This window comes from Pseudarthrobacter phenanthrenivorans (assembly GCF_000813845.1).
GTDB classification, from domain to species: domain Bacteria; phylum Actinomycetota; class Actinomycetes; order Actinomycetales; family Micrococcaceae; genus Arthrobacter; species Arthrobacter phenanthrenivorans_B.
This window is the reverse complement of record NZ_JWTB01000010.1, coordinates 114,819-129,810: the sequence shown is the minus strand read 5'-3', so window position 1 is coordinate 129,810 and position 14,992 is coordinate 114,819. Positions and strand designations below refer to the sequence as shown.

Genomic DNA, 14,992 nt, shown 5'->3' with positions numbered 1-14,992 from the left:
CCTGAATCAGCCAGGACTTGTTACGAAACCACGTGCTTCAACAGCCGCGGCAGGGAATCAGTCTTTCCAACAGCGAGTGAACGCGCAACCAAAGTAGCTGCGTTCAGGCGTGACGTGGTGTGAAAAGCAGCCGCACGTGCTGTTCGCGGCCAGCCCAGTTCACGGAACCGGCGCGCCTGGCCCTCGAAGAAAGCCCGCTCCTCATCGAAACGACGGCCATCCAAAGCCTTCACTGATGAGTCTGAGGCTGAGTGACGGCGGTAGAGGAATGCCAAGGTCGGATCGACCACCATGGAGCCGCCCTCGGCGGCAATGTCCAGCAACAGGGCCAGGTCCTGGACCACATGAAGACCCTCAGTGAAACCGATGCGGCGAACGACTTCTGTACGCCATGCAAGGGAAGGGAAATAGGCCCAGTCCGCGCGAACAAGGCTGGTAGCCATCTTTTCGCCCTGCAGGAGGACGCGCTCCTTGGTTTTGGGTGCATAGATCTTCTTGACAGCGTCGACCAACGGGGTGCAGGCAATCCCCTGTTCATCTATGACCTGGACCCCCGGCTGCACAACGCTGGCTTCCGGGTAGGTTTCAAACGCTTTGGCGACGACATCAAGGTAGTTCGGCAGCATGATGTCGTCCGCGCCCATAACCACGACAATGGGGGCTTCAGCGAGTTCCAGGGCCTTGCGGTAGTTACCGTTGGCGCCAAGGTTTGCCTCGTTCTTCTGGTAGGTGACCCGGGGATCTGCGATGGATTCGAACCAGCGCTGGGGTTCCGGGCTGGGGTACCCGTCGTCGACCACAATGAGGCGCCAATCCTCGAACTGCTGGCTCATGACGCTTTGGGCCGCAAGTTTCATCAGGTCGACGTCCCCGTAATAGGGAAGCAATACATCAATGGCCATGTGCCAGGTAGGTCCTTTTCTTGAAGATTCACAGGGGTTGGATCTGTCTGCCCGGAGATGAGCACCCCGTCAATGCTACCGCGTTGCCCCCGGCCGGCTTCGCCGAAGAGCGGGCCCGAGACCGCGGGCGACCGAATGGAGGGTCCCTGCGGCCAGCGATAGACTGAAGCCTGCTGTCTGACAGTTCCCTGACGCACAGGAACGGTCTATTTCGGTGAGCGAGAAGGAACCATAAGACGTGACGCACCAGAGTGACCCGCGGGTGGTGGCTGTAATTTCAGCTTTCCACCCTCCCCTGGACCTGCCGGAGAGGGTCAAGCAGCTCAACAAGCAGGTCGTTCATACCGTGGTGGTGGACGACGGCTCGGATATGCAACAAACCAGCAACGTTCTTCAGGAACTGGAAAACCTGGGATGCTCGGTGGTGCGCATGCCCGACAACGTCGGGATCGCGGCGGCACTGAACAAAGGCATCGAGGTGGCACTGGAAGCCTGGTCTCCGGACTTCGTGGTCACTCTCGACCAGGACTCCGCGTTGGACGACGGCTACATTTCAGCCGCCTTGGATACCTTCGAGGAGGCCCGGGCCAACGGAATCGAAGTCGGGCTGGTCAGCGCCCAATCGCACAACGGACTGAACGTCCCCCTGCTCGCCCGGAGGGCCCGCTTTCCAGAAGCCTTCGACCCCCTTCAGTCGGGGGCTGTCATCCCGGTTTCCACGTTGAAGACCGCCGGCATGCTCGACGCACGGTTGTTCATCGACTGCGTCGACTCCGAGTACAACCTTCGGGTCAGGTCCCACGGCCTGGCGACCCTGGTGGGTAAGGGCTGCAACATGACCCATGCCTTGGGCCAGGCACAGCCGATGATGGTTTTCGGTTGGCACGTTTCGGTTCTGGGCCGGAAGCGCCACGTCCATTCACATGCGCCCTTCCGGGTGTACTACATGACCCGGAACAATATTCACCTTTGGCGGCAGTATGGTTCGAGGTTCCCAGTCTGGCTGATCCGCAGGCTTCGCTTCCAAGTCGAAAGCGACGTGTTCAGGATGCTGTATGGAGCCAACCGCAAGGGACAGTACCGGGCTTTTGGCCGTGGCTTCGTGGATGGCTGGCTTGGACGGCTTGGCAAAATCGATCCCTCGTTCCAGCGCAAGATCAGCGCATGAGCGGGAACGGGGCAGTGCGTGTTTCCGTTTGTATGGCCACCTACAACGGTCAGGAGTACGTCGAGGAGCAGATTCAATCCATCCTTGCCCAACTGTCACCCGACGACGAACTCATCATCGTCGACGACGCGTCGAAGGACTCTACGCCCGACGTCGTCCGCCGACTTCAGGATCCGCGCATCGTTCTCCTGCCAAACGCGGAGAACATGGGCTACGTTGCCAGTTTTGAGAGAGCCATAGCTGCCAGCCGGGGCGAATACATCATGCTGTCGGACCAGGATGACGTATGGCTGGCCGGTCGCGTTGATACTTTGATCGCCGCACTGCAGACCAAAGACTTTGCTGCAAGCAACTTCACCGTGTTTGGCGGCCCGGCCAACAGGTACCACAAGGTGCAGCTCAAAGAGTCCGACAGCGGGCGTTGGGCAGCAAACCTGGTAACGACGTGGATCGGCATCCGGCCGTATTACGGCTGCACTATGGCATTCAAAGCCGCAGCAAAGAAACTAATTCTCCCGTTCCCCGAATTCCTTACTGAAACCCACGATCAGTGGATCGCAATCGTGGCAAACCTCAACCGGGAGATGATACATGTGGCAGCACCGACTGTTTCACGCCGGCTCCACGACGATAATACGACGCCCAAATCCCGTCGCCCTGTTGGGGTAATTCTCCGGGCGAGGGTCATGCTCCTTCGTGCCTTCTTCATTGCGCTGGGCAGGAGGCTTGCAACCCGATGACAACGCATCCGTATCCGTCCCCGGACAATTCCGACACAGATGGTTTTGCCTCCTCTTTCGGCGCCATCGCATTGGCTGCATACCAACCGGACGAACCCATGTTCGCGCGCCAGCTACGTTCCATCCAGGCCCAGACGCACCAGAATTTCGTCTGCGTCATCTCCGTCGATGGCGACTACCAACGCGTAGCGGCCATGGTGCAGCGCGCCTGCGGCGACGATGAGCGGTTCCGCGTTCTCGGCTTCGAGGACCGGCTCGGATTCCACCACAACTTCGAGCGGGCACTCAAGGCGGTTCCGGAAGATGCCCGTTGGGTCGCTCTCAGCGACCAGGACGACTACTGGTATCCGGAAAAACTCGAAAGCCTACTCCCCGGCCTGGCCGGCGCTGCTCTGGTGACGGGTCAAGCACGGGTAGTGCCGCCGGATGTTTCCGCGACCGACCAGGATCCAACGAAGGGCCGCCTCACCGACAGGAAAAGCGTCGGTGCTGCCGACCTCATTGCCAATAACCAGGTAACCGGGTCTCTTTGTGTATTTCGTCGCGAAGTCCTGGACCTGGCCCTCCCATTTCCGTCGCTCGCCACGCCGTCCCAGTACCACGATCACTGGATCGGACTCTGTGCCCTCGCCAGCGGAGGAATAACTATTAAAGACGTTGTCCTGCAGGACTACATCCAGCACAGCCACAACGTAGTTGGCGAGTCGCGCCAGAGCCTGCCCACGTCGGTCCGCAATACTCTCCGTTTTGTAAAACGCTACGAGGGTAGTACGTCACCGCGGAGCATCTGCAGGATCATTTACAAGACCGGGCTGGGGTGGCGGACGCTGATGGCCAAAACATTGCTCGACCGGATGGGCCCTGACACCCCGGGGCGCCCTGCTGATCTGCCCGGAAGCCTCCGTACGTATGCGCACCCCCGGATGTTCCCGCTTGTACGGCTGATCATCAGCGGCAGCCGAAACGGAAATGTCTCGAACATGCGGGCCTTTGAAATCTTGCTCAGTGTGGCGCTTCGGCGCTTCGCAGGCTCAACGCAACAATAGTCCCAACGTCGGGGGAAAGCCCGAACGGATCACCCTGACCGCCCACGACGTACTTGCCGGCCCTCCAGCCGGGGCTTGACTAAGCCCTGCTGCTGAGCTGATAACGCTTTTCAGCGTCCAGAGTACGGAACAAGTCGCCTGGCTGCAGCACAGCGGGGAGCCTGAGCATCCCTTCGCTGAGACCCCTGAAGGTGCCCGACAACCACTGCTTTTTGTCTTTCGCAACCCGGAACTGCTGAATGGCCAGCACAAAGAGTTCCGCGAAACGGAACACTGGACGCTGGGTCAGCGACCAGGGCCGCGGGTTAAGGCGCGTTAGCCACAACTGGTTTCGAAGGTAGTAGTAGAGCCGCCAGCCCATGTCCTTCAGTCCAGCGTTGTTCGGATGGATCATCCGGGCGCTTACGACGTGGATGCCGAACGACGATTGTGCCAGCCGTTTCGTATACTCAACATCGTCAAACCAGATGAAGAAGTCGGCGTATGGAAGCGGCATCGCTGCTGCCAACCGCAAATCAATGAGAACACCTACGAATGTCGTATGGGCAAGCGCAATTCCGCCCAGTTTCTGTGCGGCCAGCTGAGCAGTTGCATCGGTACTAACGGTTGGCAGGTTTCCCTGTACGACTGCCCCATCTACGTCTTCCACCAGAGGCGCGGCGAAGCTCGGCCGAGGTTCGCTCTCCATGGCCCGCATCAAGGGCTCAAGCGCGTCTCTGTGCGGCTCGGCATCGTCGTCCATCAACCAGGCAAGGCTATGACCGCGCTGCAACGCCAGTTCAATACCCCACGCAAAACCTCCAGCGCCGCCAAGATTGGCGCCCGTCTCATAGAGAGTTATCCCCGGATGACTGGTCCTGACGTATTCGGCGCTGCCGTCTGTAGACCCGTTTTCGATCACGATGATCTCGTCCAGTGGCCGAGTCTGCTCCTCCAAAGCCATCAGACACTTCTTCAGGTAGTCCAGTCTGTTGAAGGACACAACTACGGCTGCTACGGACATGGACCATCCTGACTTTGCGGTGCGAGTTACCAATACAGCTTAGTGGAACGGCGCCGACTCGCGGACCCGGTGGACCTCCCGCTGCTCTAAGCTGGAGACTTTGGTGCTGAAGCTGCGCCTGTGAATGAAAGGTTGGTCTTAGCGTCGTGAAGGCAATCATAGGCGCACTGTTTCGCGTAGGCACCTTCGCACTAACTGTGGGCGCGGGAACTGTAGTCGGGCTCCTCGCGATTCCGATCATTACGCGGGTGGTCGGCGCCGATGCCTGGGCCGTCCAGGTTCTTGTGCAGACTCTGGCAACACTGTTTGGCGTGGTCGTCGCATTCGGCTGGGGGACGGTAGGCCCAGGTCTCGTTGCTTCCCTTGACAGTAAGGAACGCCCCCAGCTCTTTCTGGACTCTCTAATCACACGCTCTTACCTACTCTGCGTGGCAGCTCCCGTAATGATGATCCTCCTGGCAGTTCTCCGGCCGAGGGAAGCCCTTTTTGTTACCCTGGCCTCAGCTGCATACTTGATGCCCTTCGTTGGAGCTTCCTGGTATTTTGTTGGCGAGGGACGCCCGATGAGGCTCTTTCTTTTTGACGCTCTGCCACAGTTGCTCGGCACAGTCGCGGGCGTAGGGGTCTTGGTAGCAACCAGGGACTTCACGTTGTTGGTCACCACACAATTGGTCTTCAACCTCATCGCGGTGGTCATTAGTTCCACCGTCGTGCTCCGTGATGGTGCAGGGCGCCTTACTGCGAACTTCTCTCCGCGGAATTCCCTTCGTCAAATGGCGCAGCAACGACATGGAGTTATCACAGCAGCTACAGGGAGTTTTTACGTCAATTTACCCATGCTGGTAGTCAATGCGATCATTCCGACGGAATTGGCAAGCTATGCGATCGCTGACCGGCTCTTTCGCTTTGCGGTCACAGCCTTCTCCCCGATCCTGCAATTCGTACAGGGATGGATTCCGGACGGAGGCGCTGGCGCCTCTGACCATAGGATCAAAAGGGCCTCGCAGCTTGCGCCGATCCTTGGAGTTTTGGGGGGTTCTGTTCTTGCCGCGGCAGGGCCGTGGGCAGCCCAACTTCTTGTCCCCGGCTCCAACAATTTCGGATACAGTCTCAGCGTTCCGGTGGGTGTCAGCTTTGCGGCGGTGGCAGTTTCTCAAATTATCGGACTTGCATGTCTGGTGCCAATAGGCAAGGCACGCGAGCTGGCAAGTTCCACCCTGGTCGGCGCCGCCCTGGGGACGCCTCTGATACTTTTGGGGGCAGTTAGCCTAGGAGTCGCCGGAGTGGTTTGGGGGATGGCCTTTTCTGAAGCCGCTGTCGCGGTGTTCCAAATAGTTGTGCTCAGACGTCACCTTAGCGGGAAAGCCTAGTAAACGCCCTGCCGTCATTCGTCCCGAAGCTTATCGCACCGTACGTACACTTTGTCTGCAAACCATCCCTTTGGTGCAATCTGGACTCCTGCCTCTGCCAGGCCCGGGTCCTGCTGGCAGGCGGCACGTCCAGCGTTAACACCGTCGCTCCACACCGGACCACCAGTCCGCGCCACAACAGTGGGAAAGAAAAAGACAAGTTGCAGGACCAGGAAGCCGCCGAGGATGGCTGCGGCAGCCGCGCGGGAAAGAGGCGCCAAAACAGCAGCGGCCAGCGGCAGGAGGGCCAGTAGGAAAGTCGACGGCGCTGTGGAATAGCGGGACAAGAAGAACCTGTCCCAATCTGCGTTTGTGAAGGTCGAGTAGTCAAAAAAGGACTGCGGGTTGACGACTTGGGTTGCCGCCCAAGTACCAAACGAAGCCAATACCATGACCGCCGCGACAAGGCGGTGAACTGAATTTCCCTTCCACATGATAAAGATGAAGACCACGAGGAACGGTATGGCCGCGCAAACGATCGGCAACGGACCGTAAGCCTGGATAAGGCCAGCGATAGTGACTGAGTTCCCAAACATCAGGGCGCTGCTGCTGTTAAGGAACCAGCCTTCAAGCACGGACAAAAGGTTAACTGGGTAGCCCGAAGATGGCGATCGAGGAAAACTGAGCGTAGTTAAAACCTGGCACAGGAGACCAAGGAGCAACCCCGTCCGCGCAAACCACTTGGACCGATTGCGTAAGTCGTAAAGAAACAACGGAACAAATAAGAGCGACAATATCTCGGTAAGAGACACGAGAAGCGACAGGGCAAAAAGGCCAAATCGGCCGGCCCGGCTTTGCGCTTGCGCCATTAAGAGCCACGGAGTAAGCCAGAGGAGATACCAGTGAACGTTGGCGAAGTTTGCCAGCGTTTCCAGCGGACCAGGCGCGACGAAGATAACCAGAGAAGCCAGGCACACCCTGATGAGCGTGTTTCCGACGACGGATTTCGATAAGTAGAAAACGCACAAGGCCACGAGGGATACGACCAGGCAACTCGCATAATTCATCGCGATCCCATACCCCTGGACCGGAACAAAACTCGCAACCAAATTGGCACCCAGTCGAGGAACAATATGCAGGTACCCTTCGTAGGGCGAAAAGATTCCCGCCCATCCGCTTCCATTCAGCGCATCATTAAGGAAGATCCCGCCATCTTCGGCCCAAATAGTTCGCTGCGCGTCCCACGGCATTCTCCCAAAGGCGACCGAGGCACCTGCGACGACGATCACCGCATTCAGCATCCAGAATGCCAACCGGCGCCAACTGTTCTGCAAGCCCTCAGCTTCCTCCATCTGACCGATTCGTCCCCGCAATGCTGTCTCCATAGACTCGCGCCGTCCTTCCCCATGTTCGTCTCATACATATTGGCGCCCTGCCCGCAATGACGCCCGCCTTGGTCTGGAGCTCTAAATTGCGCGTCTGGTTGCAACGCCCCTAGCGTCTTATATAAGACGACAGGACACTCCGCCAACTCTGAAATAATTCGTGCGTGTGAACATCGAGCACTCAGGCCGAAAGCGACGTGGGAATGAAGAATTGCGCGCTTTTCACGGCCGCGTACCGCTCATCTTTCCATCATTGCACCATAGTCATCATAAACGTTCGGACTTTTGTTCCCCGACTAATCCGGAGCCTCATGGCCGGCTGCCCTGAGGCTCTGTTCACCTCCGGAGCTTCCGAGGTGCCAGGGACATTGGGTGGGAGCCGAAGTCCCCTGCGTTCACGGAAGTCCAGCCCGACCGATTCGAAGGTAGAGAACATCCTATGAGGAAGGGCACAGATTCAGTTTGTAGAGTTTCGCGTCACCCTGAGAATCTTCGAGAGTTGTCATCCCTGCGGCTATCAGGGCATCCAGTCCTTTGTAGCCGCTGTCCCTGCCATGTACCTCACGGTGCCCGAAGTCGAGGATGTACTCGATTTTGAGGCTCTCCACGGCCGGGCATACGGCCGGATCGTCCTTCGTGGGGGCAGGACCGCTGAGTAGGCGCGCTGCCCCTTGGGGAACAGCGCTGAGGATATGCAACTGGACGAGTTTGCGGTCGGCGAAGGCGTAAGCGAGGGAACTGCCATTCCAGGGATTGCCCACCATAAGAGCGTCTTTGGGCACTTCGGCGGGCAGCCGCTTGATGAGTGCCATTTCATCACTGGATATCAGCGGCGAATCCTCGGCCAGACGGTAAGACCCGGCCATGGACGCTTGCGCCTGTGCCACATTTCCGCGTTGCGTGGCTCCAGTCAGAACGAAAACCATAACCACACCTGCCGCAACAAGAACAGCGGGGTCAAGCCTGCGGCCTCCGGCGACCCCTTCTGAGGGGCGTGAACCCCGCCTGCTGTCCAGGAACCGGACCCCGGCTGCCAAGGCTATCGTCAGGCATTTCCAAACCCCGACGGCGCCCCTGCATGCGATTGGAATCGTCACGATTGGCAGAAGAGCCGCCAAGCGGGGCGGGTCGTTGTACCAGATGCCCGTGAGAGTTAGCCGGAAGTCGTCCGCCGGAAAGGAACTGACGACGACGAAGAGAACTGCAGCGACCGCGTAGATTCCCAGCAGCCAGAGTTGCCGGCCGGAGCGAAGGATGAGATAGATGCCAAGGAGCGTCAGTGCCATGACTGCCCACGCGACGGGACGCCCGATGGCTGAACTGGCAATGAGTTCTCCGATGGCCTGGCCCGTTGTCTCCACTGGCGGCCAGAAAGCAGCCTCCGCCGGAGGACGTACGATGTCCCATAGACGGCGGATCAGCAGGACGGCGGCAACGAAGATGAGTCCCAGGACGAGCGAGACTGTGACACGTTTCCTGCCCCTCCTGAACGTGAGCATGTCCGCGAAAACCCGCACGTAAACATAGAGGGCCGGAGGCAACATCAGAGCCAGCCATGCCATGGCGGCGCCGGGGTGCGCAAGGGCCATGCCCGGAAGGACGGCCAGCAACAGCAGCAGGCTCATGATCTTTGAACCCTGGGCCTCAGTGGTCAGGCCAATAGCGTCGAGCCCCAAGGCCAACGCCAGGGGCAGCAAGGCCAGTGCCAAAAAGTTTGGATAAAGAACCCCGAAGTCCAGCAGGGAAATCGGAAAGGCCCCGAAGGCCGCCGACAAGATGCCTGCAGCCAGAGTGACGGCGGGACGACGGCCCCACACAGCTTGAGCCAGATACACGCATCCGAGCGGCCAAACGAAAGCGGCCACGGCAATATTGACGACGTTTACGGCCGTAGTTATTTCGCCGCCACCTACGCTGACGAGCAACGAGACAAGGTCGTGCCAGGCCGCGGGATACGAACCAGCCCCGGTCATGGTATTCAGGGTGAGGGATGAACCGGAACCGGTGTCGAGAATGTAGCGTACTGCGTTCAGATGGAACACATTGTCGAAAGTCTGGGAGAACGACTCTGGGGAACCGATGGCGTTCAGCAATCGGCGGCCGATCAGGACAGAAGCCGCGGCGATCGAGGCCAACGACACGGGCAACCAGTAGCGCGGCCGGTCGTCCAATGTTTCCGTAACCACGCTTGGCCTCTTCCTGATCAGGAAAGACACTGCAAACGCTATCGCGGAGACTCCCACGGTTACCACTACCACAGGCAGCAGGGACCAACTGGCTCCAACGAGGGGCGCCAGCATGGCTGCCACGGCGACGATGGACACGCTGATGCCCGGGGCTGCTGCTAGAGCCCGGAATGCACTCAGCCGGGCCGCAAGGACAACGACCAGGCCTGGGATCATCAGCAGTGCCACCGCGAGGACGAACTGTGGTACCGCGTCAAACCAAGACAAGAATCCTCCGTACGTTTATCGGAGCGCGGAAAATTTCTGGGTTCTCCGCAGCATCGATCTGAAATCACAACGGGAGGCGCAAACCAGAACCCGTGAAAAAGAGCTAATGAGTCAATTCCGCAAAAGGCCAACAGCCTCGTGGATCGGTCCGTCGAAGATCAGCTCCCCATGCTTAAGGAGAACACCCCGCCTGCAGATCCTGGAGACAAGGTCCAGGTCATGACTCACCACAACCAGGGTCTTGCCGTCCCGCGCCAGTTCCTGGATCTTGTCGATACATTTCCGCTGGAAAGGCTCATCGCCTACCGCGAGGATTTCATCGATCAGGAAGACTTCAGGGTCTGTGTGCACAGCAACGGAAAAGGCCAGTCGCAGGTACATTCCTGACGAGTAAAACTTGACCTCAGTATCAATGAACTGGCCGATCTCGGAGAACTCGACAATGTCGTCGAACCGGTCCTTGATCTGCTGTTCGGTCATACCCAGGATGGCGCCGTTGAGGAACACGTTGTCGCGCCCGGACAGGTCCGGGTGGAAACCTGCTCCTACTTCGATGAGTCCCGCGACCCGGCCCCTTGTCTTCACCGATCCGGTGTCCGGGAGCATGACTCCGGAAATGTGCTTGAGCAGGGTGGACTTTCCTGAACCGTTCAGGCCCAGGAGGGCAACGGTTTCCCCTGCCTCGATGTCAACGGACACATTCTTGAGCGCGTGAAACTTTTCAGAGAGGTCACCCTTGCGTCCCTTCACGAGCCAAACAACGGCTTCCTTGATGGAGCGCGTGTGGCGGAGGACAAACTGTTTGCTGATGTCGGAAACTTCAATTGCGTTGACCACTTAAAGCTCCTGCGCAAAACGGCCCTCAAGGCGCCGAAAGGTGAACTGGCCCAGGACGAGGACCGCCAAGGCGACTCCCAGTCCAATTGGCAACCAAAGAGTGAACAGATTCGGGGGCATGGCGACTGATCCGTCAGTCGTCGGGAACCAGAACGCGTAGTGGAACAATTCCACACCGATGGTTATCGGATTTGCCTGATAGACGGCAAACCACCCCGCTCCCAGCTTCTCCTGCACCATAGACCAGGCATACATCACGGGCGAAGCCCAGGTGGCTACCATCAGGAGCATATCCACAAGGTTTTCTGAGTCGCGGAAGTAGACGTTTGCCGCGCCGAACAGAAGTCCCAGCCCTGTAGCAAGCAGGGCAACGATGACAAAACCGGCAACGGCCGCGAGCAGCTGGAACACATTGGGGTGCCAGCCGGCGAAAAGGCACCCGATCACGAGCACCACCAGCTGCGGAAAGAAGTGCACTGCCGACACCCACACCGAAGCCACAGGGAACAACTCGCGTGGAAGATAAATCTTCTTGATGAGGTTTCCGTTGTTGACTATTGACCTCGCTGCATTTCCCAGCGCTTCGGAGAAGAAGTTGATCAGGACGATGCCGGAAAACAGGTAGACGGCGTAATTGGCCAGACCCTCGGGATTCCGCGCGCTTCGTTCGAGGCCGAGGAAGACTCCGAGGGCAACGTAGAACACGATGAACTGCACGCCCGGCTTCACATACGACCAGAGCAGACCCAGCACGGAGCCCCGGTAGCGTACCTTCAGCTCCTTGCGGACCAGCAGCTTCAACAGGAAGCCTGACTGCCTGATATCCCGGAGGCCACCTCCGAGTCCGGGAGTGGTTAACTCCCCGGATACAAGTGCGCTCACTTTATTTCGTTCTGGGTATGCTGCTCGAAGGTCTTCCTCCAGGATTCCATAGAGGTGAGGTCCGAGACTGCGGCCTTGTACTTCTTGCTGAGGGCCGGCCATTCCTTGAGCAGGGCGGAGTGAAGCCGGGCGCTTTCGGCCAGCATCTTCCTCAACTGCTTGGGATTGCGGCGGTACCAGGACGCCCCGGTGCCTTCGGCGTTGGATACCACGGCGCTGTCATACTGCGCCATCCGCCACCAGCGGTTGTCCTGGTGGGCAATGGTGGTTTGCGGCCGCTCCGCGCTGGTTCCCTTGACAGGGCTGGCCAACTGCCGGACAACGGTCTTGGCCGCCCACGGCAACAGCGTCAACTTCCCTGGCTGCGACGGTCCATGCCCACGCCGGGGCGGCTTGTCCATCTTGGGTGCGGGGAAGTCCTCCGGGTCAGGACGGAAGACCGCATCCGAGTGCGCGGACATCATCTCACGGATCTGGGGCAGCTTCTCTGACAGGAGTCCGGGCAGGGCCTCCGGCCCCTTCAACACATCCTCCAGCGCCCATTGCCTGCCCTGAGCGGTGGCGTACTGCATCGACACGAGATGCTTTACGTCAGCGTACTGCGACTCCTTGATGACCCGGCCGCCGAACTCGTAGGGGCTGTGCAGGAGTGCCGCCACCACCCTGTTGCGGGCGTGGAAGTAGGCCTGCCACCCGACGAGGTCGTCCTTATCGATCCAGGAAACGTGCCATACGGCAGAACCAGGCAGCGAGACCGTTGGGTAACCGGCCGCCTTCGCCCGCAACCCGTACTCGGAGTCGTCCCATTTGATGAACAACGGGAGGGAGAGACCAATCTCGCGGATGACCTCGGTCGGGATAAGGCACATCCACCAGCCGTTGTAGTCGACGTCGCAACGCCGGTGCAGCCACGGGGTCTGGCGAAGGTTGGATGAGAGGAAGTCGTGGCCGAGGATCATGTCCTCGCTCGGGAGGGACGGCTGGAACCTATAAGGGTTGACCACCTCTCCGAAAGTATGGAGGACGGTCCGGTTGTAGAGATCGAACATGTGCCCGCCGACGAGCGTCGGGGTCTTGCAGCGATCCGCGAACGTCAGCAGGCGGATAATGCTCTCCGGTTCAACGACAACGTCGTCATCCATCAACAGGGCGTAATCGCTGCCGTTTTCAACAGCTTCGAACATGCCCCGAGCGAAGCCGCCGGATCCACCCAGGTTGGACTGGTTGATGATCCGGAGTTTGCCCTTCAGGGATCGCTTGACGTCGTCGTAACCTTCAGCGTCGGAAAGCTTTTGGGTACCCTGGTCGACAATCAGGATCTCCTGCACGTGGGCAAGGGCATCCTCGCTGTCGGCGAGGAGCCGCAGGTTGTTCAAGCAGAAGTCTGTCTTGTTCAGGGTGGTGATCTGGAGTGTAACGGAACCCGGCGTCTTTTCGACCGCGGGGCCCTGCCATTCGGCGTCGAGCATGATCAAGGGCTCAGTGCCGGCCAGGAGGTCGAACCAGTACCATCCGCCGTCGCCGAAGGGCGCCAGCGAAAGTTCAAACACGCTCTCGGAGTTGCCTTCGACCCGCCGTGTGTCCACCCGTTGCAAGGACCCCCGGGCATTTGATTTGTAGACGATGACCGAGCCGGTGCCCTGGGTCCGCACCTGGAGCCGGATAGTGTCCACAGTCGTCCACCGGCGCCAGTAGCTGGCAGGGAAAGCGTTGAAGTACGTACCGAAAGACACCCGCTCGCCGGAACGGACAGACGTTGAATGCCGCGAAAGGAAGTCTTCAACGTGCGCTTCTTTGGTGGGGCTGCTGATGGTCCGGGGCTTCGCGGTCTTTCCGTCACGGTCACCGGCAGTGGGCAGCTGGATCCCGGTCGCGGTGCCCATGTCCATATAGAGGGGCACGGTGTCCATTTGGCTGGCACTGGGCAGGATCACGCGCTGAAGCGTCTGCCACGCCTGACGGGCTTCGGCTGTCTTCGCCCTCGAGGTGTTCTTCATCTTGTTGTCGGTAGGGACGCTCATGCGTCGACTCCCCCGCTTTCAAGCTGCACGCCGCTTTCGAAGTGCGGCCGGATCTTGTTGTCGAACATGCTGAGTGCGGAACCAATAGCCATGTGCATGTCCAGGTATTTGTAGGTGCCGAGGCGGCCACCAAAGAGGACATCCTTTTCCGCGGCGGCCAGGTCGCGGTACTTGAGCAGCCGCTCCCTGTCTGCGGAGGTGTTGACCGGGTAGTAGGGCTCGTCGCCCTTTTCAGCAAAACGCGAAAATTCGCGCATGATGATCGTCTTCTCGGTCTGGTAGTCACGCTCGGGGTGGAAATGGCGCGGTTCGATAATCCGCGTGTAAGGGACGTCCTCATCGTTGTAGTTCACAACGGACGTGCCCTGGAAGTCGCCCATATCCAGGACTTCTTCCTCGAAGTCGATGGTGCGCCAGGAGAGGTCGCCCTCGGCGTAGTCGAAGTACCGGTCGACCGGGCCCGTGTAGACGACCGGGATGTTGCCTACGACCTTGTTCTTGCTGTATTCGTGCGACTCATCGAAGAAGTCGGTGTTGAGCCGAACCTCGATGTTGGGGTGTTCCGCCATCTTTTCGATCCAGGCGGTGTAGCCGTTGGTCGGCAGACCCTCATACTTGTCGTTGAAGTAGCGGTTGTCGTAGTTGTAACGAACGGGCAACCGGGAAATGATGCCTGCCGGCAAGTCCTTGGGATCGGTCTGCCACTGCTTGCCCGTGTAGTGCTTGATGAAAGCCTCGTACAGCGGGCGGCCGATCAGCTGGATGCCCTTGTCATTCAGGTTTTGCGGATCGGTGCCTGCCAGTTCCCCGGCCTGTTCCTGGATAAGCTCGCGGGCCTGGCCCGGGGTCATGTTGGCGCGGAAGAACTGGTTAATCGTGGCCAGGTTGATGGGCAGGGAGTAGACCTCGCCCTTGTGTACGCCGTAAACCTTGTGGACGTAGTCGGTGAACGTGGTGAAGCGGTTGACGTACTCCCACACGCGCTCGTTGGAGGTGTGGAAGAGGTGCGCTCCGTAGCGGTGCACCTCAATTCCGGTCTGCTCTTCCTTTTCGCTGTACGCGTTTCCGCCGATGTGATGGCGCCGGTCGAGGACAACGACCTTCAGGCCGAGCTCAGTGGCGGCCTGTTCTGCGATTGTCAGGCCAAAAAAGCCGGACCCTACGATGACAAGGTCAGCGGTCACAAAATCTCCTGGTTCGAATGCG

Annotated in this window: 12 protein-coding genes; 4 read left to right on the top strand and 8 right to left on the bottom strand. The window is 59.2% G+C overall.

Annotation, left to right across the window (positions count from 1 at the left end; genetic code table 11):
* Positions 1 to 20 precede the first annotated feature (20 nt).
* Positions 21 to 902 carry a glycosyltransferase family 2 protein gene (locus RM50_RS05440; protein WP_043450718.1) on the bottom strand — a complete coding sequence of 294 codons (882 nt, stop codon included), beginning with the start codon at positions 900 to 902 and terminating at the stop codon, positions 21 to 23.
* 238 nt (positions 903 to 1,140) lie between these two features.
* Between RM50_RS05440 and RM50_RS05435 the strand changes: the two genes are divergently transcribed.
* Genes RM50_RS05435 through RM50_RS05425 form a run of 3 tightly spaced genes read left to right on the top strand, consistent with a single transcriptional unit; the run spans position 1,141 to position 3,856 of the window.
* Positions 1,141 to 2,070, top strand: coding sequence for a glycosyltransferase (locus RM50_RS05435; RefSeq protein ID WP_043450716.1), 930 nt, complete (start codon positions 1,141 to 1,143; stop codon positions 2,068 to 2,070).
* Complete coding sequence (locus tag RM50_RS05430) at positions 2,067 to 2,810, top strand: glycosyltransferase (RefSeq protein WP_043450715.1); 744 nt, start codon at positions 2,067 to 2,069, stop codon at positions 2,808 to 2,810. Before RM50_RS05435 ends, RM50_RS05430 begins: the two co-directional genes overlap by 4 nt.
* Positions 2,807 to 3,856 carry a glycosyltransferase gene (locus tag RM50_RS05425; RefSeq protein WP_052259980.1) on the top strand — a complete coding sequence of 350 codons (1,050 nt, stop codon included), beginning with the start codon at positions 2,807 to 2,809 and terminating at the stop codon, positions 3,854 to 3,856. Before RM50_RS05430 ends, RM50_RS05425 begins: the two co-directional genes overlap by 4 nt.
* A gap of 79 nt (positions 3,857 to 3,935) precedes the next feature.
* On the opposite strand, the gene RM50_RS05420 is transcribed toward RM50_RS05425, so the two are convergent.
* Positions 3,936 to 4,859 (bottom strand): glycosyltransferase family 2 protein, encoded by a 924-nt coding sequence (locus RM50_RS05420; RefSeq protein ID WP_052259979.1) that lies wholly within the window; start codon positions 4,857 to 4,859, stop codon positions 3,936 to 3,938.
* A gap of 146 nt (positions 4,860 to 5,005) precedes the next feature.
* Here RM50_RS05420 and RM50_RS05415 point away from each other — a divergent pair, with 146 nt between their 5' ends.
* Positions 5,006 to 6,229 carry a lipopolysaccharide biosynthesis protein gene (locus tag RM50_RS05415; protein WP_043450714.1) on the top strand — a complete coding sequence of 408 codons (1,224 nt, stop codon included), beginning with the start codon at positions 5,006 to 5,008 and terminating at the stop codon, positions 6,227 to 6,229.
* A gap of 14 nt (positions 6,230 to 6,243) precedes the next feature.
* On the opposite strand, the gene RM50_RS05410 is transcribed toward RM50_RS05415, so the two are convergent.
* The 6 genes from RM50_RS05410 to glf all read right to left on the bottom strand — a co-directional run bounded on the left by RM50_RS05410 (position 6,244) and on the right by glf (position 14,970).
* Positions 6,244 to 7,593, bottom strand: a complete 1,350-nt coding sequence (locus RM50_RS05410; RefSeq protein ID WP_043450713.1) for a hypothetical protein — start codon at positions 7,591 to 7,593, stop codon at positions 6,244 to 6,246.
* 437 nt (positions 7,594 to 8,030) lie between these two features.
* On the bottom strand, positions 8,031 to 10,046 hold the full coding sequence (locus tag RM50_RS05405) for a DUF6541 family protein (protein ID WP_043450712.1): 2,016 nt from the start codon (positions 10,044 to 10,046) through the stop codon (positions 8,031 to 8,033).
* 111 nt (positions 10,047 to 10,157) lie between these two features.
* Positions 10,158 to 10,883, bottom strand: a complete 726-nt coding sequence (locus tag RM50_RS05400; RefSeq protein WP_043450711.1) for an ABC transporter ATP-binding protein — start codon at positions 10,881 to 10,883, stop codon at positions 10,158 to 10,160.
* A complete protein-coding gene (locus tag RM50_RS05395) occupies positions 10,884 to 11,765 on the bottom strand; it encodes an ABC transporter permease (RefSeq protein ID WP_043450710.1) in 882 nt (293 codons plus the stop codon).
* Positions 11,762 to 13,786: a glycosyltransferase gene (locus tag RM50_RS05390; protein ID WP_043450709.1), complete on the bottom strand. Its 2,025-nt coding sequence runs from the start codon at positions 13,784 to 13,786 to the stop codon at positions 11,762 to 11,764. The genes RM50_RS05395 and RM50_RS05390 overlap by 4 nt, the downstream gene beginning before the upstream one ends.
* On the bottom strand, positions 13,783 to 14,970 hold the full coding sequence (gene glf, locus RM50_RS05385) for a UDP-galactopyranose mutase (RefSeq protein WP_043450708.1): 1,188 nt from the start codon (positions 14,968 to 14,970) through the stop codon (positions 13,783 to 13,785). Before glf ends, RM50_RS05390 begins: the two co-directional genes overlap by 4 nt.
* Positions 14,971 to 14,992 lie beyond the last annotated feature (22 nt).

Bases quoted from the DNA above. Each gene is read 5' to 3' on its own strand.
- RM50_RS05390 (WP_043450709.1), bottom strand. From the start codon at position 13,786: ATGAGCGTCCCTACCGACAACAAGATGAAGAACACCTCGAGGGCGAAG.
- RM50_RS05425 (WP_052259980.1), top strand. From the start codon at position 2,807: ATGACAACGCATCCGTATCCGTCCCCGGACAATTCCGACACAGATGGT.
- RM50_RS05410 (WP_043450713.1), bottom strand. From the start codon at position 7,593: ATGGAGACAGCATTGCGGGGACGAATCGGTCAGATGGAGGAAGCTGAG.
- RM50_RS05420 (WP_052259979.1), bottom strand. From the start codon at position 4,859: ATGTCCGTAGCAGCCGTAGTTGTGTCCTTCAACAGACTGGACTACCTG.
- RM50_RS05440 (WP_043450718.1), bottom strand. From the start codon at position 902: ATGGCCATTGATGTATTGCTTCCCTATTACGGGGACGTCGACCTGATG.
- RM50_RS05430 (WP_043450715.1), top strand. From the start codon at position 2,067: ATGAGCGGGAACGGGGCAGTGCGTGTTTCCGTTTGTATGGCCACCTAC.